At 64.4% G+C, this 26,198-nt stretch carries 19 protein-coding genes and 1 pseudogene; 3 read left to right on the forward strand and 17 right to left on the reverse strand.

The window, feature by feature from the left end; all coding sequences use genetic code 11:
• Positions 1-491 precede the first annotated feature (491 nt).
• The 13 genes and pseudogenes from ACN8ZM_RS36460 to ACN8ZM_RS36520 form a co-directional block, all read right to left on the reverse strand.
• Complete coding sequence (locus ACN8ZM_RS36460; RefSeq protein ID WP_420212865.1) at positions 492-2,111, reverse strand: GMC family oxidoreductase; 1,620 nt, start codon at positions 2,109-2,111, stop codon at positions 492-494.
• Positions 2,112-2,333: 222 nt separating this feature from the next.
• Complete coding sequence (locus ACN8ZM_RS36465) at positions 2,334-3,284, reverse strand: alpha/beta hydrolase (RefSeq protein ID WP_420212866.1); 951 nt, start codon at positions 3,282-3,284, stop codon at positions 2,334-2,336.
• Positions 3,285-3,317: 33 nt separating this feature from the next.
• A complete protein-coding gene (locus ACN8ZM_RS36470) occupies positions 3,318-4,808 on the reverse strand; it encodes a flavin-containing monooxygenase (RefSeq protein ID WP_205821567.1) in 1,491 nt (496 codons plus the stop codon).
• Between the two features lie 582 nt (positions 4,809-5,390).
• Positions 5,391-7,013, reverse strand: a complete 1,623-nt coding sequence (locus ACN8ZM_RS36475) for an AMP-binding protein (RefSeq protein WP_420212867.1) — start codon at positions 7,011-7,013, stop codon at positions 5,391-5,393.
• A 168-nt stretch (positions 7,014-7,181) separates the two neighbouring features.
• Positions 7,182-8,165, reverse strand: coding sequence for an alpha/beta hydrolase (locus ACN8ZM_RS36480; protein ID WP_420212868.1), 984 nt, complete (start codon positions 8,163-8,165; stop codon positions 7,182-7,184).
• Positions 8,166-8,177: 12 nt separating this feature from the next.
• Positions 8,178-9,641, reverse strand: a complete 1,464-nt coding sequence (locus ACN8ZM_RS36485) for a flavin-containing monooxygenase (RefSeq protein ID WP_420212869.1) — start codon at positions 9,639-9,641, stop codon at positions 8,178-8,180.
• A 52-nt stretch (positions 9,642-9,693) separates the two neighbouring features.
• Positions 9,694-10,860 carry an iron-containing alcohol dehydrogenase gene (locus ACN8ZM_RS36490; RefSeq protein WP_420212870.1) on the reverse strand — a complete coding sequence of 389 codons (1,167 nt, stop codon included), beginning with the start codon at positions 10,858-10,860 and terminating at the stop codon, positions 9,694-9,696.
• Positions 10,861-10,889: 29 nt separating this feature from the next.
• Positions 10,890-12,383 (reverse strand): NAD-dependent succinate-semialdehyde dehydrogenase, encoded by a 1,494-nt coding sequence (locus tag ACN8ZM_RS36495; RefSeq protein ID WP_420213323.1) that lies wholly within the window; start codon positions 12,381-12,383, stop codon positions 10,890-10,892.
• Between the two features lie 759 nt (positions 12,384-13,142).
• A pseudogene (locus ACN8ZM_RS36500) lies at positions 13,143-13,376 on the reverse strand (pyridoxamine 5'-phosphate oxidase family protein); the annotation flags it as partial.
• A gap of 167 nt (positions 13,377-13,543) precedes the next feature.
• Positions 13,544-15,100 (reverse strand): long-chain-fatty-acid--CoA ligase, encoded by a 1,557-nt coding sequence (locus tag ACN8ZM_RS36505; RefSeq protein ID WP_420212871.1) that lies wholly within the window; start codon positions 15,098-15,100, stop codon positions 13,544-13,546.
• 47 nt (positions 15,101-15,147) lie between these two features.
• Positions 15,148-16,332 (reverse strand): acetyl-CoA C-acyltransferase family protein, encoded by a 1,185-nt coding sequence (locus tag ACN8ZM_RS36510; protein WP_420212872.1) that lies wholly within the window; start codon positions 16,330-16,332, stop codon positions 15,148-15,150.
• A gap of 29 nt (positions 16,333-16,361) precedes the next feature.
• Positions 16,362-17,174: an enoyl-CoA hydratase/isomerase family protein gene (locus tag ACN8ZM_RS36515; protein ID WP_420212873.1), complete on the reverse strand. Its 813-nt coding sequence runs from the start codon at positions 17,172-17,174 to the stop codon at positions 16,362-16,364.
• Positions 17,175-17,181: 7 nt separating this feature from the next.
• Positions 17,182-17,331 carry a hypothetical protein gene (locus tag ACN8ZM_RS36520; RefSeq protein ID WP_420212874.1) on the reverse strand — a complete coding sequence of 50 codons (150 nt, stop codon included), beginning with the start codon at positions 17,329-17,331 and terminating at the stop codon, positions 17,182-17,184.
• Positions 17,332-17,522: 191 nt separating this feature from the next.
• On the opposite strand from ACN8ZM_RS36520, the gene ACN8ZM_RS36525 reads away from it, so the two are divergent.
• The gene (locus ACN8ZM_RS36525) at positions 17,523-18,194 is read left to right on the forward strand and encodes a TetR/AcrR family transcriptional regulator (RefSeq protein WP_301767334.1); all 672 of its coding nucleotides are present in this window, start codon (positions 17,523-17,525) and stop codon (positions 18,192-18,194) included.
• A 236-nt stretch (positions 18,195-18,430) separates the two neighbouring features.
• Here ACN8ZM_RS36525 and ACN8ZM_RS36530 read toward each other — a convergent pair whose 3' ends face one another.
• Positions 18,431-19,567: a TIGR03364 family FAD-dependent oxidoreductase gene (locus ACN8ZM_RS36530; RefSeq protein ID WP_420213324.1), complete on the reverse strand. Its 1,137-nt coding sequence runs from the start codon at positions 19,565-19,567 to the stop codon at positions 18,431-18,433.
• 643 nt (positions 19,568-20,210) lie between these two features.
• Between ACN8ZM_RS36530 and ACN8ZM_RS36535 the strand changes: the two genes are divergently transcribed.
• Together ACN8ZM_RS36535 and ACN8ZM_RS36540 are read left to right on the forward strand one after the other, a co-directional pair.
• Positions 20,211-21,380 carry a porin gene (locus ACN8ZM_RS36535; protein WP_301767332.1) on the forward strand — a complete coding sequence of 390 codons (1,170 nt, stop codon included), beginning with the start codon at positions 20,211-20,213 and terminating at the stop codon, positions 21,378-21,380.
• A 738-nt stretch (positions 21,381-22,118) separates the two neighbouring features.
• Entirely contained in the window at positions 22,119-22,769 is a 651-nt protein-coding gene (locus ACN8ZM_RS36540) for a response regulator transcription factor (RefSeq protein ID WP_051890081.1), read from the forward strand.
• Positions 22,770-22,829: 60 nt separating this feature from the next.
• Here ACN8ZM_RS36540 and ACN8ZM_RS36545 read toward each other — a convergent pair whose 3' ends face one another.
• From ACN8ZM_RS36545 to ACN8ZM_RS36555, 3 genes are all read right to left on the reverse strand, one after another.
• Complete coding sequence (locus ACN8ZM_RS36545; RefSeq protein ID WP_420212875.1) at positions 22,830-24,260, reverse strand: purine-cytosine permease family protein; 1,431 nt, start codon at positions 24,258-24,260, stop codon at positions 22,830-22,832.
• A 17-nt stretch (positions 24,261-24,277) separates the two neighbouring features.
• Positions 24,278-25,333, reverse strand: coding sequence for a porin (locus ACN8ZM_RS36550; RefSeq protein WP_420212876.1), 1,056 nt, complete (start codon positions 25,331-25,333; stop codon positions 24,278-24,280).
• A 321-nt stretch (positions 25,334-25,654) separates the two neighbouring features.
• Complete coding sequence (locus ACN8ZM_RS36555; RefSeq protein WP_420212877.1) at positions 25,655-26,146, reverse strand: nuclear transport factor 2 family protein; 492 nt, start codon at positions 26,144-26,146, stop codon at positions 25,655-25,657.
• Positions 26,147-26,198: the final 52 nt, after the last annotated feature.

Raw genomic sequence — 26,198 nt, forward strand, 5'->3', positions numbered from 1 at the left:
CGGCGTTCGGCATGACGCACGCCGAAGCCATCGGGATAGAGATTGGGGAAGAATATTTCCTGCACCCGGACAAGGCCGGACGCCGAGCGGGATCGATCGGCCAATTGGTTCGCTTGTTGCTGCGGCTCATCTCAGCAAGGCACGCACCGGTCTTCGTCCGGTGGTTGGCGCATACAGGTCGCCACCCGGCAGTCCGGCCGCAGGTGACGACATCGCTGGCCTCGTGCTTGCCATGCCCGCCAAGGAGCAAAGGTGCGCTCATGATCGGCGGTTGGCCGCATCACCCGACCTCACCGCACGGGCGCCCGACGCCAAACAGCTCACGATGCCCGGGGAGCATCCGGTTATGCGTCAACCGGCCAGCTGGCCCCAGGCTTCCGGCAGCGGACGTCGCGGCGCATATCGTGCTCGCAACGTCCCGGTACGGTTGAGGCGCCTACGCTGACGAATACCAGCACGTGAAGCGGCCCGCTAAACCACGATTCCGGCTTTCACGCCGGCGTCGCAGCCGGGAATCGCGAGATCCGCCGAATCAGGTCAGAGGCTTTCTCACCAATCATGATCGTTGGCGCGTTCGTGTTTGCACCCACCAGCGTCGGCATGATGGAGGCATCGACCACACGCAAGCCTTCCGTTCCCCGCACGCGCAACTGAGCGTCAACGACGGCGAGCGCGTCGTTCCCCATGCGACACGTTCCTACCGGGTGGTACACCGTGTCGGTCCGCTCGCGCAGCAACGCACGGATGTCTTCGTCCGATCGCGACCGGGATTCGAGCAGATCCTCCGTCACGAACTCGGACATCGCCGGCGCCGCCATCAACCGCCGGGTCAGCTTGTAACCTTCGACCAGAACCTCGAGATCATCCGCGTGCTCGAGGAATGCCGGGTCGATCAACGGCGCATCCAGCGGATCCGCGCTTCGCAACTTGACCGATCCACGGCTTTTCGGCCTCAACAGGCACACGTGACAGGAAATGCCATGTCCGAGCTGCACCTTCCTGCCATGATCGTTGACGGGGCCCACGACGAAGTGCATCTGAACGTCCGGTCGTTCCAGATGGGGACGCGTCTTCAGGAAGGCGCCACCTTCGGCAAAGTTGGTGGTCATCGTGCCGTCGCGCGAAGCCCGGTATTGCCGGATGTCGCGCAACGTCTTGATCCCGCCGCGTAACGACACCCCCAGCGCGTCCAGGCTATTCGTCTTGTAGCTGACCACGAAGTCCGGGTGATCCTGCAGGTTCTCCCCCACGCCCGGGAGATCGGCGACGACCTTGATCCCGTGACGCTCGAGTTCGTCCTTCGGCCCGACGCCGGACAACATCAGCAACTGAGGCGATTGAAACGCTCCTGCAGAAAGGATCACCTCTTTCTTTGCCCAGACCGTCTCGACATTCCCCCCGCGCGTGACCTCGACGCCAACGGCCCTTTTGCCGTCGAACACGATGCGTCTGACCTGCGCACCGGTCTCCACCGTCAGATTGTCGCGAACCTTCAGATGCGGAAAGAGATAGGCACGTGCCGCACTCCAGCGCTCGCCATTCTTCTGGGTCACCTGGTAGATACCGACGCCTTCCTGCTCGGCACCGTTGAAATCGTCCGTGATGGGCAAGCCGCACTGACGTGCGGCCTCCAGCCAACGGCCCTGAAAGGGATTACCGGTCCGCAGATCGCTGACCCACAGCGGGCCGCCGCGCCCGTGCCATTCATTGCCAAGGCGCTCGTTATGCTCGCTTCGCTTGAAATAGGGGAAGACGTCGTTCCAGGCCCAGCCTTCGTTGCCAAGCGCGGCCCAATCGTCGTAGTCGGCATGATGGCCACGCGTGTACACCATCGCATTGATCGCCGACGATCCGCCCAACGCCTTGCCACGCGGCTGGTAGCCGCGTCGTCCCAGCAGCCCCTTTTGGGGCACCGTCTCGAACGCCCAGTTGTTCAGCCGGGACGGGACCATCAGCACCAAGGCGGCCGGGACGTTGATGGGCCATCCATCGCCGGTGCCGCCGGCTTCGAAGAGGCACAGCGTCACATCTGGGTCTTCGGTCAAACGCGAAGCCAGCACACTGCCTGCCGAGCCGCCGCCTACAACAAGATAATCGAATGAGTTCTTCACGGGTCTGTGTCCTGGATAGATGCTTGAACGCTTCACAAGCAACTACCTGATGCATTGACGCCACCACTCACGTCGCGGCCTCACCGAGTCGTTGCGCAATCGGCTTCATTCCGTCATGCATCAGAACTGCGTGGCCGCACCGGCAACGTTGGAGGTCATCCATCGAACCGCGTGCGGCCACGAAATGGCGAAAAGCGAAATCAGGTCGCTACCGCCAACGTATCAATGGTGCTGCGCGCTGCCGAGTACCTTTCGAAAACTCGCGATGCTCTTCTCGATCCACGCCTGGGCGCCCGGAGAGATCGCCCCCATGTCGAAGAATCCGTGAAGCATGCCATCGCACCTGATCGTCTCTACCTTGACGCCGCTGGCGTGGAGCAAGCGACCGTACGCTTCACCCTCGTCGCGCAGCGGATCGTATTCCGCAGTCACGATGACCGCGGGAGGCAACCCGGCAAAGTCCTTCGCATGGATCGGCGCCAGTCGTGCATCCGCCCGGTCGGTACCGTCAAGGACGTAATGCCCGTCAAACCAGGCGATCGTATCGAGGTCGAGCAGATAGCCCTCGCCGTTTTCCGTGAAAGAAGGAAAGCCGGAGCGATCCTGTGCTACCGCGGGGTAGATCAGGAACTGGGCGGCAAGCGCAATGCCCTCGGCATGCAGTTGTTGAGCCGCGACGGCCGCGAGATTGCCGCCGGCGCTATCTCCGGCAACCGCCACGACGTCGTTTCCGCCCAACTCGCCTGCGTTTGCGATCGCCCATTTGGTCGCGGCAATCGCGTCGTCGGCCGCGGCCGGATACCGATGCTCGGGCGCCAGCCGGTAATCCACCGAGACAACGACCGCATTCGCGCCGCGCGCCAGCTCTCGACAAATATTGTCGTGGGTATCCAGATCGCCAATGACGAACCCGCCGCCGTGGAGATAGACGACCGTCGGCAAATGACGCTCCTGGGTCGGGCGATAGACCCGTGCCCGCAGCGATCCAGTCGCGCCCGGCACGGTCAGGTCTTCCACGCTGTGAATGTCGACGACGGCCTCCGGTGCACGAACGGCGCGTGCCAGATGCTGCATCAATACGCGCCCTTCTTCCGGGGTGGACTGCGGTAGCGGTTTCGCGCCGGACCCGGCAAAGGATTCGAGAAAACCAGCGAGGTGCAAATCGAGTGCCATAACATCACCTTGTAATCGAACGTTGCTCGGAGATCAGCGATACACGAGGACTTCGGAATCCGGGCTCAACTCCGGAATGGTCTTGCGCTCCTCCTCGTACTCGAAGTGGTGCTGCCACGGCATGCGATCGCCACGCGAGTGCATCTGGTGTTGCGACCGCATCACGTACCCGGCGTTGAAGTTGTTCGGATCCGTCCAGGGCAGCCGCTGCATGTCGGCGTCTTCGGCGCGCAGGCACGGCTCCACCGTCTTCGCGCCCACCTTGTCCATGTGCGCAAGGACGCGGCAGGTGAATTCGCAGACGAGATCGGCGCGGAGCGTCCAGCTCGAACGGTAGTAGCCGTAGATGAACGCCATGTTCGGGATGCCCTCGATCATCATTCCTCGATACGAGACCCGCTTGGTCATGTCGACGGCATCGCCATCGACCTGAAAGGCGATCTGGCCAAACGCGCTCATGTCGAAACCGGTCGCGGTCACGACGATGTCCGCCTGCAGGTGCTCGCCCGACGCCAACGTCATGCCGCTTTCGTCGAACGATTCGATGGTGTCCGTCACGACGGATGCTTTCCCGTCCCGGATGGCGGTGAAGAGGTCTCCCTCGGGCACCGCAGCCACGCGCTGCTGCCACGGGCGATAGCTGGGATTGAAGTGCTTGTCGACGTCAAACCCTTCCGGCAGCTGTTGCCGGGTCTCGTTGATCAGCCAGTCGCGAACGGCGTCCGGGTTCGCTGAGGACAGGTTGATCAGGTCGAACGTCTGCTTCAGGTGCGCACGCCGCAGAATCTCCGACCGCCATTCCTCGGGAAGGCTCAGTTCGCGAAGCGTCGCGTCCAGCTGATGCGTCCAGGGCACCGCCGTGAAGAACGTCGGCGACCGTTGGAGCATCGTCACGTGCGCCGCGGTTCCGGCCATCGCAGGAATCAGCGTCGCCGCGGTAGCGCCCGAGCCGATCACGACCACCCGCTTTCCGGCATAGTCGAGATCTTCGGGCCAGTGCTGCGGATGAACGACCGTTCCCTTGTAGCGATCGAACCCGTTCCATTTGGGCGTAAAGCCCTGACGATGGTCGTAGTACCCCGCCCCCAGCCACAGGAAGTCGGTGGTGATCGAAAAGCGTTCGCCCGTATCGTTGCGCGATACCTCGACCGTCCAGCGCTTCTGTTCGCTCGACCAGTTCACCGTTTGAACCCGATGCCCGTAGCGGATCTTCGAACCGAGGCCATATTCGTTGATGACCTCTCCCAGATAGCTGTGGATCTCCTCCGCCGTGGCGATCGAGCGACCCTGCCACGGGCGGAATCCGAACGCATACGTGTACAGGTCGCTGTCGGAACGCGCGCCGGGGTAGCGATGGGTCCACCACGTGCCACCGAATCCGTCCATGGCTTCCAGGATCGCGAACGAGCGGCCCGGCAAGTTCATGCTGAGATGACAAGCGGCATCGATCCCCGAGATCCCCGCCCCAATGATTAGTACATCTACGTGCTCAGGCGAACACGAATCTGTTTGTTTCTTAGTCATGAGATCCCTCCGATGACCAGTTATTGAAAATATCCGTAACGCCGCACGACTAGATCACTTGACTTGGTCATGTGACTACGAAGCAAAAAGACGCTCACACGTGTATGTCAGCGACAACGCTTCAAACCAGCCCGGGACAACCCAGGGAAGATCATCTCCGTACCCAACCTGACAGGCACGCGGGTCATTGGCGTGCGCATCCGGGTTTGACCGGCTACCTCGAACATGATCATTTGACCAAGTTCCATGGTTCCCAGTCTTATGCAGTCGAGAGACAATTTGAATAAGGGGTTTCCATTACCCAACCGGTTGCGAAGGTGGCGATGATCCGGACCGGTCGCGTAACGCGCCGAATGCATCGCCGCGCCAGGCGATGTCGCGCCCCTCGCCTCCAGGCAGCCCCTGATCCGGGCTGACGGGTAGCCCGCCGGACCCGCGCTGCTCATGAGGTGGGGTCAAGGTGCCTCGCGAAGCGGCCAGCCGATCTCGCAACGGACGTTTCCCGCCGTCGTTGCTGTTCCGGTTCGGGGGTGTGCAATGTGGGGCGGCTCGACCTCGCAGGCATCGGCCCTGACCATGACGTCAACCGTTCGGCGCCCGCAACTCGCGTCGAAGAATCTTCCCGACGTTGCTCTTGGGCAGGCTGTCGCGAAACTCGATGCTTTTCGGTCGCTTGTAGCCGGTCAGCTGGCCTTTACAGAACGCCATCAGGTCTTCTTCCGTCAGTTCCGGCGCTTTCCTGACCACGAACAGCTTGACCGCCTCTCCGGAATGCTCGTCGGGTACGCCGATAGCCGCGACCTCGTATACGCCGGGATGCTTGGCAACGACCTCCTCGATCTCGTTCGGGTAGACGTTGAAGCCGGACACGAGGATCATGTCCTTCTTGCGGTCGACGATGCGCACGAAGCCATCCGCGGAGATCGACGCGATGTCGCCCGATCGGAAGAAGCCGTCCGCGGTCATCACCTTCGCGGTCTCGTCGGGCCGCTGCCAGTAACCGGCCATCACCTGCGGACCACGAATGCACAACTCCCCTGCTTCTCCGGGCGGCAATTCGTTGCCGTCGTCGTCCTGGATCGACACTTCGGTAGAGGGCAGCGGCAGACCAATCGTGCCGTTGAATTCGCCACGGGCCACGGGATTGATCGTGACGCAGGGCGATGTCTCGGATAACCCGTATCCTTCGATGATCGGCGCGCCAGTCATCGCCTTCCAGCGCTTTGCCACGACCTCTTGGGTGGCCATCCCGCCGCCGTTGGCCAGCAGCAGATTGGAGAAATCGAGGCGAGAAAATTCCGGATGATGAAGCATCGCGTTATAGAGCGTGTTCACGCCCGGAAAGCTCGTGACCTTGTATCCGGCGAGCGACTTGATCATCTCGCCGATGTCGCGCGGATTCGGAACCAGTACGCAGAGCCCGCCCGTATGCATCGTCAACAGGCAGCACACGTTGAGCGCAAAAATATGATAGAGCGGCAGTGCCGCCACCGTGATGAACTGCGCGACGTCAGGCCGCCAAAGACGAGCAGGCCTGAGCCAAACATCGGTCTGCAGAATATTGGCGACGATGTTCCGATGCAATAGTGTCGCCCCTTTCGACACACCGGTTGTCCCCCCCGTATATTGGAGAAAAGCGACATCATCCGGCGACTGGGAGGCCGGCACGAATTTGCCCCGACGTCCCTCTGCAATCGCGTCGTCAAATGTCGTATGCGCGCCCGGGATCCGCACCGCTGGCGCAGCGCCGTCCAGCGTGGCAACCAGAACATGCTTCACCTGCGTTTCCGCCCTGATCCCGTCAAACGTGGCAGCGCAACCGTCGAGAAGGACGATCGCCTCCGCGCCGCTGTCGTTCAACTGGTGCTTCAGCTCGCGGGGCGTATAAAGCGGATTGACGTTGACGACCACGTAGCCGGCGCGCAGGACTGCGCAGATCGAGATCGGGTAAGGCAGCACATTCGGCATCATGAGGGCGACACGCGCACCACGTTCGAGCCCCCGCGATTGCAACCACGCGGCCAGTGAGCGCGACATTGCGTCGAGTTCGCCATACGTGATCCGCTTTCCGCCGCACGCAAACGCAGGATTCTCCTGAAACTTGCCGAAGCTTGCTTCAATCAACGCACTGACGGATCGATACGCATTGCAATCAATCTCTGCCGGAACCTCCGGTGGATAAGCATCAAGCCAGATCTTTTCCATACGCAATCTCCTCTGTCCCGTTTGAATAATTGCGCGACGCCACGCCCCTCGTCTGGCTCGTCAACGAACCGGAGCGCGTCGAACTACGCGAGATTCATCCCTGGCGAACGTGTCGATGGCACGACCGCATCACACGGCGATGCGCCGGTCTGCACGAAGGTCAAGGTGTCAATCATTGAAACCGTCTTTTCCGGCAAGCCGCCGAACAAAGGAAGCCGCGCGCCCCAGCAGATATCGCGCTGCCGGGATAGTGCCGGCAGCGGTGACGATGCCGTGATGATGTCCGGGCAGATGGTGATGCTCGACCTTGCTCCCCGCACGTGCCGCGCACGACGCGTAGGCAATGCCTTCATCGCATAGCGGATCCAGCCCCACCGTTGCGATGAACATCGGTGGCTGCCGCCGCCCTTCCGCATGCAGCAGCGGAGACAGGCGCGCAAGGTCAAGCGGGGTGCCGGCCGGCACGTAGTGATCCCGGAACCAGAGCATCGACTCGGCGACGAGCGGAAATCCGCCTTGAATGCGCTGGTATGACGGAAGCGATGCCGTCAGGTCCGTCACCGGATAAAACAGGATCTGCCCGATGATCGCGGGCCCCACTGCCGATGCCGCATTGGCGATGATGGTCGCCATATTGCCGCCGGCGCTGTCGCCCGCCAGGACCACCCGGGACGCATCGATGGCGAGCGCAGAAGCGTTGGCCATCAGATATTCCAATGCGTGCTCGCAATCCTCGAGCGGGACCGGCCACCGGTGGTCCGGCGCTAGCCGATACTCCACCGACGCGACGGCACACCCGCCATGCCGTGCGAGATGACGGCAGATGCCGTCATGCGTGTCCACGCTGCCGATCACCCACCCGCCGCCGTGAATGAAGACGACAAGCGGGTTGCCGTCGGCACCCGCCCCGGCGGGCGGACGATAGAGCCGGACCCGAATGCTGCCGTCCGCGACGGGAACATCGATGTCTTCATGGACAACGGCCTCATCACCCGTGAGGCCGTTCAATTCGCAGGCACGCACGAAGTTCACGCGCGACTGGTCGACGGAAAAGCTGCCGTAGTGTCGTCCGCCCAGTTCGCGGAACGCCCGGACGGCGTCCCGGGCATCGTCAGCCACCTCCGTCAGCGGCAACCAGTGCACTGATGTCATGTGCCTCTCCGCTCAGATCGCAGCGAACACGCTTTGATCCCATTGCGTCGCCGCGCGGTACTCGTCCACCGTGCCCGGCCAGTTGTTGATCACCTTCCCTTGCGCGTTCTTGTACCAGCTCGAGCAGCCCGCCGAAAACGCCGAGCCGGCCATCGCCGATTGCAGCTTGCCGTTGTATTCGTCAAACACGGCCCGGTCGACGCTGACTGCCTTCACGCCGGCCGACGCCATGCCGCCGATCGCGTCGATGATGTAGTTCTGCTGGATCTCGAGCATCGACACGATGGAGTTGTGGTTCAGGTTCGTGTTCGGCCCGTACAACATGAACATGTTCGGAAAGCCCGGCACGGTCATGCCCAGATAGGCTTCCGGGCCATCTTCCCAGGCCTGGGCCAACGTGCGGTCCGTCCCGCGAACCTGCAGGCTGCCCTGGAATGCCTGACTCTCGAATCCGGTTCCGAACACGACCACGTCGAACGGGAGCAGACGGCCGTCGCGAGTCACGATGCCCTCGTCGACGAACGATTCCACCCCCGCCGTCTCCAGCGCGACGTTGTCGCGCATGAGCGCCGGATAGTAGTCGTCCGATCGCAGAATCCGTTTGCACGCGTATTCATAGTCCGGCGTCAGCTGCTCGCGCAGTACCGGGTCGGTCACCTGGCGATGAAGGTGTGCCAACGCGAGACTCTTGCCTTCCATCTGGGCGTTGGAACCCATCCGGGTACGCTCGAACCCGGACTCGCGGAAAGCGTGCAGCGATTTCCTGCTTTCTTCGAAAAGATGGGGCTCGTGCTCGTAGGTATCGAGCTGCTCCTTCGAGAAGACGATCTGGTTGCGCGGCATGATCCAGTTCGCGCTTCGCTGGAATACCGTCAGGTGATCGACCTTCGGCGCGATGAGCGGCACATACTGCACGGCGCTGGCGGCATTTCCGATGCTTGCCACACGCTTGCCGCTCAAGTCCACGTCGTGCCGCCACTCGGCGGAGTGGAAATACTCGCCGTTGAAATCCGCCAGGCCGCGAACCGCGGGAATCATCGGACGGTTCAGTTGCCCCCACGCCGGCACAAAGAACCGGGAGGTCATCCGGGAACCGTCGTTCAGCTCGAACTGCCAGCGGCTTGCCTCTGCATCCCATTCCGCACTGCGGATCTCGCTGTTGAATCGCAGGTGTTCCGCCAGGTCGAACCGCGTGGCAAGTGATTTCAAATAGTGCAGCAGCTCATTGCGGCCGGCATACATGGCGCTCACGCGCAAATGCGGATGGAAGCTGTAGCAGTACAGGTGCGATTCGGTATCGCATGCTGCGCCGGGATACGAATTGTCCAGCCAGACGCCACCGAGATCGGGACGCTTCTCCAGCACGACGAAGTCGTCGATGCCCGCGATTTTCATGCGAGCGGCCATGCCGAGGCCTCCGAAGCCTGCACCCAGGATAACGATCTCGTGGTGCTCAATCCTTTCTACATTGTTCACGGTGCACTCTCTCTATTTACGTTACGGCGACTGCGGATTTTCCGGCGTCGGTTCAATAGGCCTGTTCATACAGGCGCAATGCGTCCGGCTCCGTGACGACGACCGGATTGTTCAACAGCAGGCGCTGCTGCTTCATCGCATCTGCCGCCAGGGTCGGCAGGCTCGAATGCGTGACACCCACGTCACGGAGACGACGCGGCGCGCCGGATCGGTCCATCAGGTCTTCCATGAAAGCGATGAATGCCGCCGTGCGCTCCGTGGCGTCGCCTTTTCCACCCGCGCCTACGACGTCTGCCAGTTCCGCATATTGCGAAGCGGCCGCGTCGGCGTTGAAACGCAGCACCGGGGCCAGCATCAATGCGTTGGACAAGCCATGCGGGATATGGAAATGCCCACCCAGCGGATACGCCAGCGCATGGACGGCGGCCACCGGGGCATTGGCGAAGGCTTGTCCTGCCAGCGTGGCGCCCAGCAGCATGGCCTCTCGTGCGCGCCGGTCTTCGCCGTTTTCGCAAGCCGGAATCAGGTTGTTCACCAGCAATCGCAGCGCCTCACGTGCGAGCGCGTCGGAGATGGCATTCTTCTTGTGCTTGCTGGTATAGGCCTCGATGGCGTGAACCATCGCGTCGATGCCCGTCGCAGCGGTATGGCTGCGTGGCAGGCCGACCGTCAATTCAGCGTCCAGGATCACTTTGTCGGCATACAGCTGACGTGCGACGATGCCCATCTTGGTTGTTTCGTTAACCGAAACGATGGAAATATTGGTGACTTCCGACCCGGTTCCAGCCGTTGTAGGGATCTGCACCAATGGCAAGCGCGCACCCTGAACGTTGCCGATTCCGTACATTTCCGCGAGCGATTGCCGCGAGACGGTGAGCACGGCGGCCAGTTTTGCAATGTCCATCGACGAGCCGCCGCCCAGGCCAATGACGATGTCCGCCTCCGCACTGCGCGCGAACTCGACGCAGCGCGAGACCACGATCTCCGGCGGGTCGGCCACGACCTCGTCGAAAACCGCCACACGGAATCCCTCGGCCGCCAACGATGCTTTCGCCGGTTCCAGCACACCGGCGTTGTGCAGTCCCGCGTCGGTAACGATCAGGACATGACGGTGCTCCGTCCACGCCGCCATCACCTGACCCAGGCGGCGCACACAACCCCATTCCTGGAGAATGGACGGAACAGTTTCGAAGAGCATCGATTGCGGGGACATTTCCATTGACGTTTCCTTGATGCAGACTTTGGCAGTTAGACCTGGGCGCACATGTACTTGATTTCCAGGTATTCCTCGATTCCATAACGGGAACCCTCACGGCCAAGGCCCGATTGCTTGACGCCGCCGAACGGCGCGACCTCGTTGGAAATCACGCCGGTATTCAGGCCGACCATGCCGTACTCGAGTGCCTCACCCACACGCCAGATCCGGCCGTGGTCGCGTGTATAGAGATAGGCGGCCAGCCCGTACTCGGTGTCGTTGGCCATCGCGATCGCTTCTGCCTCGTCCTCGAACCGGAACACCGGACCGACGGGCCCGAAGAGCTCCTCGCGGGCGAGACGCATGGCCGGCGTCGCATCGGCAATAACGGTCGGCTCGAAAAACGTGCCCCCGAGCTGATGGCCTTTCCCGCCGGTGACGATTCGTGCGCCCTTGCTGACCGCATCGTCGATCAGCTGATTCAGGTGGTCACAGGCGGACTTCTGGATCAGCGGCCCCTGCTGTACCCCCGGTTCGATGCCGTTCCCTACCTTGAGCGCCTGAACGCGCCGGGTGAGCGCCTCGACGAAACGGTCATGAATGCCTGCCTGGACGAGAAAGCGATTGGCGCACACACAGGTCTGGCCGCTATTTCGGTACTTCGACGCCATCGCACCTTCAACCGCTGCGTCGAGATCCGCATCGTCGAACACGATGAAGGGGGCGTTGCCGCCGAGTTCGAGAGAAAGCCGCTTGATCGTCCCGGACGATTGGCTCATGAGTACGCGGCCGACTTCGGTCGAACCGGTAAACGAAAGCTTGCGCACGATCGGGCTGGCCGTGAGGACCGCGCCAATCTCGCGCGACGGGCCACACACCACTTGAAGTACGCCCGCCGGTATTCCCGCTCGCTCGGCCAGGACCGCAAGCGCAAGTGCCGTCAGCGGAGTCAGGTCCGCCGGTCGCACGATGATGGAACAACCCGCAGCCAGTGCCGGCGCCACCTTGCGCGTGATCATCGCGGCAGGAAAATTCCACGGTGTGATCGCAGCGCATACGCCGACCGGCTGACGGATGACGAGGATGCGCTTGTCGCCTTGCGGGTGAGGAATGACGTCGCCGTAGATACGCTTCGCCTCTTCGGCGAACCACTCCACGAAAGAAGCTGCGTACACGATTTCGCCACGGGCCTCCGCCAGCGGCTTGCCCTGCTCGGACGTCATGATGAAGGCGAGATCGTCGGCATTCGCAACGATCAGGTCGTACCACGCGCGCAGGATCTTCGCGCGCTCGTGGCTGGTCCGTTTCTGCCAGCCCTGCTGTGCAAGCGCCGACGCCGCAATGGCTTGCTCCACCTCGGCGGCGCCGAGGCTGGCCACGCGGGCCAGGATGTCACCCGTGGCCGGATTCGCTACGGGAAACGAACGCCAGTCCGTGCCCCCCACCCATCCCGACGCCAGCCACGCACGCGTCTCCAGCAAGGATCCGTCTCGCAGTTGGGCGCGTAGCGCCGAGGAGTCGATCGCTTGGTTCATCCTGCTGTGCATTTCATCCACGAGCACTGTCTCCAGAAATTTCTTTTCTCAACCCAGGCGCTTTCGCGCCGACCCGCGAAAACCGCCCAGGTTTGACTACAAGGACGCCCGCTCCATCTCCCGCGAATCCGTCTGACTTCGGGGAGCCGGCGCGCGCCAGTTTCCCCGCCACCCGGACGCTTTCGCAAAATATTGCCCACGCTGAGGAAAGTCCGCGCTATCGCGGCCACTTCCAATTGGGGATGAAACAGGTATGTAGGTCAAATGACATGGTCATTTGACCATAAACCATTTTTTGCGGCAACTCAGTAGTTGCACGGGCTACCGGTTCCCCCTGGGGAGAGGGCCACGCGAGGCTGGGGAGTCAGACGAGTGGATCGCTTGGGGTGGGTCGGAAGGGTTCGTCGATGCGCTGCTGCAGGCGACGTCACCGCCCACCGCCTCTTCGGAACCGGCATGCTGCCGGCGTCGGATACGTCATCGCCTGCACGAACGCTGCCGCGGCGTGTACACCGTGCACAAATCGATGGCCGGCGACAACCTGTTCTGCGGCGAATGCGGGGCGCCCCGTCACGCGTGGCGGCTGCCTGTTCGCGCGTCAAAGCGCGGGCGGTGGGCGTACAACGGGCGCGCCAGCGATTGAAGCCAGCGTTCCGGGCCTCTGCCGCCGGTTCTCATACGAGTTCAGTCGCGCGAAGCGACCGTCAGTTGCTATGTGCTACCCGGGCGGGCGATCCGCACCGATGCGCGCGTGAATCCCCCCGTCGGCGCTCAGTACAGCCCGGCGACCGTGCGGGCCGGGAGATCGCGATCGTACGAATCGCCGTCGAACGTGCCGCCGCTCAGTCGCCGATGCATCGCACCCGCGCTCGGCAGCCGGTCGCGTTCGATCCGCGCACCCCGATCCCAGAGACGCGAACGCACGATGGCCTTCGAGCAATGGAAATAGGCGGCGTCGATGTGGATCAGCAGCACCGTGCGCGGCAGTTTCCCGTCGACGGCAAAGCGCGATCCTGGCCTCGACGCCGCGCGGCGGCGGCTGGTACCAGCATGGTTCCGGCGCGCCGTCCGACAGGTAACGTCCGCCTGCCGCGTAGCCATCACGCTCGTTGTACGGATTCCGGCAAACGTGTCTGAGCGGCCGGGGCAATCGCCGCAGGCACCCCGCAGCGTCAACCCACCGACCGGCCGGCGCCTTTCCAGTACGCGTCGCGCAATACATACTTCAGCAGCTTGCCCGCACCGGACAGCGGCAGAGCGTCGCGGAATTCGATGCTGCGCGGGCATTTGTAGCCCGCGATGAGCGTCTTGCAATGCGACTTGATGTCGTCTCCGGTTACGTCTGCGCCCGGCTTCAGCACGACGGCCGCATGAACCGTCTCGCCCCACTTTTCATCAGGAATCCCGATGACGGCGCACATCGCGACCGCCGGATGCTTCGCGATCGCGTTTTCCACCTCGACCGAATAAACGTTCTCGCCGCCGGTCACGATCATGTCCTTCAGGCGATCCACGATGAACAGGAACCCGTCCTCGTCGAGATAGCCCCCGTCTCCCGTGTGCATCCATCCGTCGCGAATCGCCGCCGCGGTCTCCGCCGGCTTGTTCCAGTACCCCTGCATGACACCCGCGCCGCGCGCGACGACTTCGCCGGGCGTGCCACGCGGCACCTCGACATCGTCGGCATCGACGACACGGATCTCGGCAAAGAACGTCGAGCGTCCCGCCGCGCGCAACTTGCCCGACTGGCGGCCCTCCGGGGTATGACACGCAGGCGGCAGCACGGCGATCACCGGGGACATCTCGGTCATGCCGTAAAGCTGCATGAATGCCGCGCCGGGCAATGCGTCAAACGCGCGATTCAGCACCGCCTCGCTGATCGGCGACGCGCCGTACTGGACCAGTCGGAGGCTGCTGGCGTCGTGCGTCTTCATCGCCGGATGATCGACCAGCATCTGGATCATGGTGGGCACCAGCAGCGTATCGGTCACCCGCTCCTTCTCGATGACCGACAGCGCCGCGGCCGGATCGAACGCGGGGAGGAACACATGCCGCCCGCCCCGCAGCAGCAGCGCCAGCATGAGCGTCACGTCGGCCACATGGAACATCGGCGCCGCGTGGAGCCCGACGCCGTCCTCCGCGATCACGCCTTCGGCAAGCATGTCGAGCGCGTTGCTGAACAGGTTGCGATGGCTCAGCATCACGCCTTTCGGCACGCCCGTCGTGCCCCCGGTGTAGAGAATGCCGGCCAGGTCCTCGCCCGAGCGCATCGCGTCGGGCACCGGCGCCGCGTCGGCCAGCAGCGCCTCGTAGGACAGCATGCCATCGGGCGTTGCGTCTTCGCCCGCATGAACGACCGCGCGCAGCGCCGTCGACCGGCTGCGCAACTCCGGCACCATCGCTGCGAACGCGTCGTCCACCAGCAGGATCGCGGTATCGCAATCGTCGAGTGAATACGCGATTTCAGCAGGGCTCCAGCGGATATTGACCGGATTGACGACGCCACCCGCCCACAGGACCGCCAGGTAGTACTCCAGATAGCGGTCGGAATTCAGCGCGAGCATGGCAACGCGGCCGCCGGTATCGAGGCCCAGCGTCTGCAGCGCCGATGCCAGCCGCGACACACGCTCGCCGAGTTCCGCAAAGGTCCGGCGCCGTTCGCCGAACACGCTCGCGATGGCATTCGGTTTCTGCTGTACCGCGCGATGCAGCCCAATGGTCAAATGCATGACGTCTCCTGACTGGTGATCGATCTCGAACCGGCCGTCGAACGGATTCAGGCCCGCTCGAAGATGGCCGCGATGCCCTGCCCGCCGCCGATGCACAGCGTCACCAGCGCGTAGCGGCCGCCCGTCCGGTGCAGCTCGGCGATCGCCTTCGTGGTGATGATCGCGCCCGTGGCGCCCACCGGGTGGCCGAGCGAAATGCCCGATCCGTTCGGATTGACCCTGGCCGGATCCAGGCCCAGTTCCTGAATGACGGCACAGGCCTGCGCGGCGAATGCTTCATTGGCTTCGATCACGTCCAGGTCCTGCGTCCTGAGCCCGGTGCGTTCGAGCACCTTGCGCGTGGCCGGAACCGGCCCGATCCCCATGTACGCGGGCTCCACGCCGGCGTGCGCATAACCGACCAGACGCGCGAGGGGCCGCAGGCCCAGCGCGTTGACGCGCTCCGCCGTCGCCAGCACGACCGCACCCGCACCGTCGTTGATGCCCGACGCATTGCCGGCGGTCACGAGGCCGTCCTTCCTGAAGACCGGCTTCATGCCTGCCAGCGTCTCCACCGTGGTATCGGCCCGCACGTGCTCGTCGGTATCGAACCGGACCACACCCTTGCGCGTGCGGATCTCGACCGGCACGATCTGCTCGTCGAAGCGCCCCTGCGCAATCGCCAACGCGGCACGCCGCTGGCTCTCCGCGGCAAGGCGATCCTGCGCGTCGCGCGAAATGCCGTAACGCGCAGCGACGTTCTCCGCCGTGATGCCCATGTGCATCTTTTCCCACGGGTCGTGCAGGATGCCGACCATGTAGTCGATCAGCGCGGCGTTGCCCATGCGCGCGCCGTAGCGCGCCGCGGTATCGAAGTACGGGCCGCGGCTCATCGACTCGGAACCGCCGCCGATCGCGATATCGCAATCGCCGTGGCCGATGGCCTGCGCCGCCGACACGATGGCCTGCAGGCCCGAGCCGCACAGGCGGTTCACGTTGAAGGCCGGCGTCTCGATCGGGCAGCCCGCATCGAGGGCGGCCACGCGGCTCAGGTACGCGTCGTTCGGCTCGGTCGGAATCACGTTGCCCATCACCACGTGGCCGATCGCATCGGGCGCCACGCCGCTGCGTTCGATGGCCGCCTTCACGACCGTGGTTGCAAGCTGCGTGTTCGGCACGTCCTTGAGCGCGCCGCCAAAGGTGCCGATCGCGGTGCGCGCGGTGCCGACGACATAGATGTCACGCTGGGTCATATCGATCTCCGGAAGATGAACGAAAGGGATCAGCAGCCCGCAAACCGGGCAGCCTGCCTGGCATGGAACGCGTCCAGCCCGGCACTGAAATCCTGCGTCGCCGCGCAGGCGCGGAACGCCTCGGCTTCGACGTCGAGTTGCGCGGGCAGGCTACGGTCGAACGACTCGCGCATCAGGCGCCGGATCGCGCCATAGGCCAGTGTCGGGCCGGATGCGAGGCGCTGTGCCAGTGCATCGACCTCCTCCTGAAGCCGTTCCGCCGGCACGACCCGGTTGATCAACCCGAGCCGCTCGGCATCGGCAGCCCCGAACGTCTCGCCCAGCATCGCGATTTCGAGTGAGCGGCGCAGCCCCACCAGGCGCGGCAACACCCACGTGGTGCCCGAATCGCAGCTCGCGCCCAGGTTGATGAAGGCCGAGTTGAAGCGTGTCCCCTCCGCCGCCAGCACGAAGTCGGCCTGCAGCATCAGGCTCAGGCCCGCGCCCGCGGCCACGCCATGAACCTGGGCGATCACGGGCGCGTTCAGCCCGGCCAGGATCGCCACGGCCTCGTGAATCGGCGTAATCAGATCGGCGGCCCCTTGCACGGGATCGGCGCGCAGCGTCGCCAGATCGCCGCCCGCCACGAACCCCTTGCCTGCGCCGCGCAGCACGACGGCCCGCACCGAAGGGTCGGCCGCGAGATCCTTCGCGGCGGCGAGCAATGCGCGGGCCATCGGTACGTCCAGTGCGTTGAGCGCGTGCGGCCGGTTGAAGGTCAGCGTGACGACTGAGGCGGTGCGCTGCACTTGCAGTTCGGGGGCGCCCGGGACGTCCCGCGAAGGTGAGTCGGTCGTATTCATCGGCATGTCAGGAAGAGACGCAAGTAATGGGCAGACCGTCGATCACACCGGATGCCTGGTCGATCGGGCGATGGGTCACCGCGAGCGCCCCGATCGCGGCGGCCGGTTTGCGCGAGCGCCCCTGCCGCGCGCTGTCGCATCCGGCGTTCGACGACATGCCGGCTCGCGCACCGCCGCTCGATGGCCCTTCGGCCGCCGGAACCCGAACCGAACACGTCCCGGTCATCGCGACCAACGGGTGTTTCACGGATTTTCCCATGAACCTACTTTAGAGTAACATAGTTACGATTCGGTAGATTCTAGGTTTTGAACGATACTTCACCATCCGTACTTTCCCGCGTTTGCCTCATGTCCAATCCCCCTTCGGCGCCCAAGTCCCGACGCCCCGCCGACCCCGCGTCACCCTGGGCGCCCGCCACCGAGCGCGAACAACAGCGCGAAGCGAAACGCAACGCCGTGCTGTCGACTGCCGCCCGGCTCTTCAACGAGCGGGGGTTTCACGCCACTTCGCTCGACGACATCGCAGCCGAGCTGCACGTCAGCAAGCCGACGCTCTACTACTACGTCAAGAACAAGGACGACATCCTGTTGCAGTGCGTCCGCAAGGGCCTGGAGATGGTGCTGGAGGGCATCGAGCAATCGCGCAGCGCCGGCGGCAAGGCGGTCGACCAGCTGGTCGCGTCGATGAACGTGTATGCGCGGATCGTCACGATGGATTTCGGCATGTGCCTGATCCGCGTGGGCGACGACGAGTTGCCGCCCGACAGCCGCGCGGCGTTGCGGCAACTCAAGGCATCGATCGACCAGCAGTTCCGCCGGCTCGTGGCGGAAGGGATCGACGAAGGTTCGCTGGCGCCATGCGATCCCAAGATGGCTGCCTTCGTGATCGGCGGCGCACTGAGCTGGATCGGGCGCTGGTACCAGCCCGGCGGCGAATACACGCCCGAGCAGATCGCGGAGCACTGTATTGCAACGCTCACCGGCGGCTTGTTGCTGCGCCCGGAGGTGGTGGTCAAGTAAAGGAGTAATCGGGCCGCGCTCGGCGGAGCGACAGGATCGGGGCGCCGCGCCGGACGGCCGTAGTCGGCTGTATGCCGTGTCGCGGGTAGTCGGCACGCTGGCCGACCCGCATGTCAGGGACGTGCGTTATCGATACGCTCGGCCAGCACGCCGCGGGCGGCCCCGCCGATGATCGGCCGCGCGAATCCCGCGTGTCCCGCCAATCCGTCGAATGCGCGACCCGCATGCCCGCGCCGTCACCACGCGGCAAACACGTCCTGCGCGATCCCGAAGCCCGTGCTCATCCCGGCGCCGCTCGTCACGACGACGACGCGCGTGCCGTCGTCCGGCGTCTCGATCACGCAATCGGCATCGGAGGCCGACGGATAGCTGCCGGTCCAGCGCTCGATGACGTCCAGTTCCGGCACATCGAGCGTCTCTTGCAGCAGGCGCAGGATCTGCGCATCGATCTCCTGCGTCGCGAACGGCAGCGGCGCGGCGCCGTATTCGTGCGAGTCGCCCACGACGAGACTGCCGTCGGCGCTCTGCACCGCGATCAGGTGGATGCCGTAACCGAGGCACACGGGCTCTTCCGCCTTCAGGCGCGTACGCAACGCGTCGGCCGCGGGCAGCGCCGCGAAACCCGCGTAACGCAGCAGGCTCAGGTCGCTCATCACCGCGGCGCGCAGCGCCACCGGGCGGCGCGGCCGCACGCGCAGCATCTGCAACTGGCACAGCCGGACCTCGTGCCGCGCGAACCAGTCGCCGTACAGGTGACGGCTGTCCGCATTGCCGCAGACGATCACGCGCTCCGCGTGCAGCACCCCGCGCGACGTACGCACGGACGGCGTGCGCACCTCGTGCACCATCTCGCCGTAGCGGAACCGCACGCCGAAGCGTTCCGCCAGCCACGCCGCCAGCAACCCGATCGCGGTACGCGGCTCGATGCGCAGTTCATGCGGGCTGTGCAGCACGCCTTGCGCGCCGTCCAGCCGCAACGCCGGTGCGACAGCCGCCGCTTCGCCGGGCGTCATGACCCGGCAGCCGTCGGCCATGCCGGTCTGCATGAAGGCGTCGATCAGGTGCAGCGCCTCGGAGCGACGCGCAATCAGGTGGAGGCCCTGGTGAAGCACGTCGATGCCGGCTTGCGGCGCCACGTCTGCCCAGACTTCGCGGCTCGCGCGCGCACGCCGCCAGCTATGTTCGGCGTGCTGCCCCGTGACGGTGACGAACCCGAAATTGCGGATCGACGCACCCACGCAAGCGGCATCGCGCTCGATCACGCAGACGCGCAACCCCTTGCTTGCCGCCGTATAGGCATGTGCGAGGCCGACGATGCCGGCGCCGACGACGATCACGTCATAAGAATCTGCCGCTGCGATGGCGTTCACGATTGCACGTTCCTTTTGTCGAGATGACACGCGCCGCCCGTCGGGCCGTGCGCATCGGTTGCCGCTCGCCGCGCCCCATCGACGGCGCCCCGGGAGCAGAGCGAACGGGACGGTCGCCCGATCACGCACTATCGCGACGCAAGATGACATCCGAATGAAAAACCGCAAAATCGCATGAATTGACATATTTTGCCACTACATGACTTGGCGGAAATCCGTGCCGATCCGTCGGCTCACTGCATTCGCATCTACCGCATTCGCGTCGATCGAATCCGCTGTCGGCGCAGGGATGACATGCCGAAATATCACACCGTATTGCGCGAATGCGATTTTCAAGCACGTAGGAACAACATGCCGCGCAACACGCGCCCGCCCTCGACGCGTGTCCGCGTCGGATCGCCCGCGCCCGCCATGCTTCGTGGCAATTTCAGCAAATTCATGCTGTTTTGTGGTTTTTCATGTGCATGTCACCGAGGGCCGCAACACTGCCGTGTCTCCGGAAAACGCGTCGCCGGGAATCCGGGTGACTCCGGCTGACGGACACAACGAAGGGTCGACACACACGATGCTAGCGCTCGGATCGACCTTTCAATTTATTAACAGTCCTTAGTTAAACAAGCATCGCTCTCGCATGGGAAATTCAACGATGAAGAAGTTCGCACTGTCCGCCCTCTCGCTGTCGCTGCTGGGTGTCGCCGGCGTGGCGCACGCACAGTCGAACGTCGCGCTGTACGGCGTGATCGACACGTCGATCACGTACGTTCACGGCAACAGCGGAACGGGTAACAATCTGTGGCAAATGGGCAGCGGCAACCTGTCGGGCAGCCGCTGGGGCATGAAGGGCAGCGAGGATCTGGGCGGCGGCCTGAAGACCGTGTTCCAGCTCGAAAACGGCTTCAATTCGGGCACGGGCCGCCTCGGCCAGGGCGGCCGCATGTTCGGCCGTCAGGCGTTCGTCGGCCTGCAGAGCAGCCAGTACGGCACCGTCACGCTGGGCCGCCAGTACGATCCGGTCGTCGACCTGGTTCAGGGCGTCACCGGCGACAACTATTTCGGCGGCATCTTCGCGACGCCGGGCGACGTCGACAACAACGACAACAGCCTGCGCGTGAACAACACGGTCAAGTACACGTCGCCGGTGCTGGCCGGCCTGCAGGTCGAGGCGATGTACGGCTTCGGCGGCGTCGCCGGCTCGACGGGCTCGGGGCTCACGTACGCGATCGCGGCCGCGTACAACAACGGCCCGCTGGGCATCGCCGGCGGCTACTTCTACACCAACAACGTCAGCGGCGCCGCACGCGCCGCGGGCTGGAGCGGCTCGTCCGACGCGATCTTCGACGGCCCGATCAACAGCGGCTACCTGAGCGCGAAGAGCATCGGCATCGCGCAGGTCGCGGGTCAGTACGCGATCGGCCCGGTCACGCTGGGCCTCGGCTACAGCAACGCACAGTACCGCCGCGACGGCGATTCGCTGGCCGGCTTCGCCAATACGCAGAAGTACAACACCGGCCGCGCATTCGCCACGTATCAGGCATCGGCGCCGTTGCTGCTCGGTATCGGCTATGCGTACACGAAGGCGAGCGGCAACGTCGACGCGAAGTATCACCAGGTGTCGGTGGGCGCCGACTACGCGCTGTCGAAGCGCACCGACCTCTATCTGATCGGCGCGTACCAGCACGCGAGCGGCCAGCAGCAGGTCGTGAACGCGAGCGGACAACTGGTCACGCAGGATGCGCAGGCGTCGATCGGTTCGTACGGCTACGCCGGCACGAAGTCGCAGGAAATCGTCGCGCTGGGCCTGCGTCACAAGTTCTGATCGCGATGTTGTTTGACCCCGGGTGCGTGCCTGCATCCGGGGTCGCCGCCGTCGGATTGTGCTGGGCGCCACCGATATGTGCCGATCAGCTCATGCAGCTGCGGCTCGCGCGCCGCGCAGGCACTCGTGCGCGGCGGGCCGCTGGTCGTGATGTTGGCACTCGCCGCACTTGCGTTCGTCGTGCCGCAGCAGCCCCCGGCCGAGGCAGCGGTTGGTGTGGCAAATCGGTGCCGCGCTCGGCAGTCTCGTCGCCAATCTCGCCGGTTTCTCGACGCTCGGCGGGCTCGCCGGTGCGCAGCATGCGGCCGTGTGGTTGTTCGCCACATTCGCTGCCGCGCCACTGCTGGCCGCTGTCGTCGCACGCCGCGTGGCGGTTCGATGCAGGCCGGGCGGTTCGTCATTTCGGCCGCGTCTCTCGAAGCGACAAATCGACTTGACCGTGAACCGGCCGCGACGCACGTGATTGCGCCATCCTGACTCACGGCCGATCACCCAACGTAGGACCGTCACGCATCCGACGCGGAAAGCACGCCTCACTGCGTGGAGATCGACTACCGGTGAGGACTTTCCCGGCTGTCCCGGCCAATATTGAAACGCTAGAATTCCCACGGTTTCCGCACCGGAATCCAGCTGCGCCCCGCAGACTGCGACAGGTTCGAATGCGATTCAATCCTGAATCCGGATCTCGAACGACCCGAACGACCTCACCGAAAAGCAGCAACGAAACAGGAAACGCACATGGACAGCCGTCGATCGAGTCCCCCCCAACACGACCGCGCGCCCAGGATCTACGTCGTGGACGACGACGAAGCGGTACGCGTGTCGCTGCGCTGGCTGCTCGAATCGGTAGGACACCAGGTGGACGTGTTCTCGAACGGGCGCGAATTTCTGTCCGGCGCCGATCCGGAGATCCCCGGCTGCCTGCTGCTCGACATTCGCATGCCGTACATGGGTGGATTCGAATTGCAGGAAAGCATGCGTGCCGCCGGATTCCGGCTTCCGATCATCTTCCTGACCGCGCACGGCGACATTCCGATGACCGTTCGTGCGATGAAGGGCGGCGCCTATGACTTTCTCGAGAAACCCTATAACGACCAGGATCTGATCGACAAGGTCGCCGACGCGCTGAAGGTCGGCCTGCGCGAGTACCGGCAGGCCCAGGCGGACAGCCAGACGCAAGACCTGCTCAAGCAGTTGTCGGCACGCGAACGCGAAGTGTTCGACCTGCTGATCGAGGGCAAGGCATCGAAGGTGATCGCGGCCGAACTGAACATCAGCTACAAAACGGTCGAAGTGCATCGCGCGCACATCCGCGAGAAGCTCGGTGCAACGTCGCTCGCCGAGCTCGTGCGGCTCGGGATGCGCGGCACCCCGCAGCACGAAGAATGAACCGCGGCCGGTCCGGCCACCGTCGGGGTGGCGGGACCGGCCGGCCGGATCTCGCGCAGGTCAGCCCTCGACCTGCCCGCGCGCCGGTTTCGTGCGCTTCAGCATGCCGACGCGCAGCACCGGATACAGCACGAACGACGTGATCAGCGACGTAAAGAACTCGATCGGCACGACGCGTTCCAGCACGTAGTGCGCCAGCACGAAACCCGCCGCCACCGTCACGACGCCGGCCCAGTTGATCTCCTCGTCCGCCGGTGCGGCGCAGCCCGGCATGCGGCCGACGAGCAGATAGTCGGCGATGATGATCCCGGCGAACCCGGTGGTCAGCACGCCCAGCACCGTGATGAACGAGTTGAACCACGCGAGGATCGAGCCGACCAGCATCAGGCACGCCAGCACGTTGGCCAGCACGACGAACGTGAAGCGGCCGGGCCGCCAGTCGAACAACGCGTCCGCGAGATTGGTCAGCGAGAGCGACGCGCTGTACGTATTGAGCACCTGTGCCTTCGACTGCGCAAACACCATCAGCAACGTGCCGAACAGGCCGCCGAACACGATGAACGCGACGGCGACGCTGTCCGGGCTTTGCAGCGCCAGCGTCCGCGCGGCCGCCTCGGTCATCCCGCCGGCCTTCATGTGATGGGCGACGATCTGGTCCATGCCCGCATACATCACGATCCCGCCGACGGCGACCATCACGACATCCATGAAGACGTTGCCGATCACCGCCGCAATCGCGATGTCCCGCGACGATTTCGCATAGCGCCCGAGATCGGCGTCGATCAGCGCCAGCGCGCCGGCCGATCCGATCATCACGTTCACGCAGAAAGTGAACTTGCCGATGTCGGTATCCGCACCGAGCGCGTGAAGCGCGGCGACCGGCATCTGCGCGCCGAACTGCGTGACCGACGCCCACGATTGTCCGGACGCGGCGATGACTTCGACCATCATGTAGGCCAGCACGGCGAGGAACGCGAGCAGCGCCAGCGACGACACGCGCGCGACCAGCCTGAAGCCGAAGGCCGTCAGCAGGATCCACGCGACCGACAGGATGCCGTACACGAGCAGGCGCATGTCGAGCGTATCGGGCCGGTCGAGATAGAACAGGAAACCCTTGTAGAGCAGCGCATTCTCGAGGGCGATGAAGCCGGTAATCATGAAGCCGAACACGAGCGCGAGCAGCGCCGAGCCGCGCGGCCCGAGGCCGTGCCGGCGCGACAGCACCGTGCTCGACAGCCCGGTGCGGTACGCGACATGGCCGGCGCCCCAGCCGAGCAGCGCACCGGCGACGGCGACGAACAGGCCGGCGAGCAGGCCGATCCGGATGCCCGCGACGAACGTGACGAGCGCGCCGACGAACAACTGGATCAGCGTCGTGACGATGCCCGCGGTACTCCACGACAACTGCAGCCAGTTCTGGCGCTCGTTGTCCGGCACGGCCTCCAGCGCATGATCGTCGGTACGCGAGGTCAGATTGGATTCGCTATGCATGATGACGTCCTCCGGGCTCAGAAAAGGTGGCGCATGCCGATGCGCACGGCCGTCTGGTTGCCGCCGGCGGCAGGCGCCGACAACCCGGAGATCCATGCGTTCGCGTCGGCATTTCCGCTCGCGCGCTGGTACACGAGATTCGTGTAGATATCCGTACGCTTCGACAGCCAGTAGTCGAGCGTCACGCCGAACTGATGCGCCTTGTTGTTGCCGAGCTGCGCATTGCCCTTCATGTACTGGTAGTCGCCATGCACGATCGTGAACGGCGAAAACATGTAGTCGAGGCCGGCCTGATAGACGTCGACGTGCGCGTTGCTGAACGTGTTGCGCGTGTTGGTGTACATCGCGTCGAGCTGCAGCTTGCCGATCGTGTACCGGCCGCCGAGCCCCCAGTTGCGGATGCCGTCGCGTCCGTTGTTGATCGACGGATCCTTCGCATAGGTGTAGGCCGCGTTCAGCCCGAGCGGCCCGTTCGCATAGTTGATGCCCGCGCTGATCGTGCTGTCGGTCCCGAACGAGCCCGCGACGCCGCCGAAACCGTACATCACGCCGGCATTGAGCCCGCGATAGTCCGGCGTCACATACTTCACCGAGTTGGCGACCCGGAACGCACCGGCGACGCGGTTGAAATCGAGGCCCCCATACGGCGTGCCGAGCCCCTGGAACGGTCCCTGCTGCAGGTTGTACAGGCTGACGTAGCCGAGCGACTGACCGAGACGCTGCGCGGACAGCGACTCGAACATGAACTCGTACTGGTTGCCGAACGTCAGCGTGCCCCACGGGCTTGCCAGTCCGACATACGTCTGCCGGCCGAACGTGCCGCCGCCGATCGACTGGCCGTTCTCCAGGCCGAACTGGCCTTCCAGCTTGAAGATCGCCTTGAGCCCGCCGCCCAGATCCTCGCTCCCTTGCAGGCCGAACAGATTGGGCACCTGCATCCCGGTCGACATCACCGTGTTGCGGTTCCCGCCCTGATTGCTGATGAAGGTCACGCCGGCATCCAGCACGCCGTACAACGTAACGCTGCTCTGCGCGGCGGCCGCCAGCGGCACGCCCATGACGGCTATCGCCATCCATCTGGTTTTCTTCACTGTGTGTCTCCCGTGGTTTCGGTCGTTCGATTCATGCCTGCAGACGCTTGCCGGAAACGGCCTGCCCGATGCATCGACGCACCGGCCGTTCCGCTCGCGAATCCTGCGAATTCGCAGCGACTCCAAGTTAAGAAGCCGAAATTGCTGCCGACATTCGGTCGCGCACGTAAGAAACTAGATGGGAATACTTATTTGTCTTCTGATTCGATACGGCAACCGGGCGGCGCGGCGGCACACGAAAAAAAGGCCGCGTTTGCACGCGGCCGGATGAAGCACCCTGTCTTCGCGGATCCGCCGATCGGGTCAGGAAGACGGACGAGGCAACCACGCCGCGTCGTGTCGATGAATGAGCCGCAGATCGAGCAACACGCTCTGGAAACGCCACTGCCCTTCGTCGATCGTGACGCGGCTGTCATACGCGCCGCCGATCCAGTGGGCGGCCGGCGGCTCGGCATCGTCGCGGCTCTGGCGGATCTGCGCCAGCTCCCACAAATGCCATCGACATCGCCCGCTCAGCAACGTCTCGTCGATCTCGATCACCGGCGCGGCCATGTAGTGCAGGCTCCAGACGATCTGCTCGCTGCCGATCCTCGCGAGTTGCTCCGCAATGACGTCGCGGCCTTCATGACGCCCGAAACCCCGGGCTTCCCACACCGCGTCGCGACTGAAGAGCGGCGCCATCAACGCGGGATCGTTGCGCCGATCGGCCCCATAGGCGTAGCGGCCGACCAGCTGGCCGACGTCGGCGATTGCCTCGAGGCGCGCAATGCGCCCGGCGAGTGTCGATGCGGCCATCGGCCGGTCTCCTTGCGGGAATGCGCCCGAGGTCCGGCCGGACCTCGGGCAT

It is taken from the genome of Burkholderia aenigmatica, from assembly GCF_048627025.1.
GTDB lineage: Bacteria > Pseudomonadota > Gammaproteobacteria > Burkholderiales > Burkholderiaceae > Burkholderia > Burkholderia aenigmatica.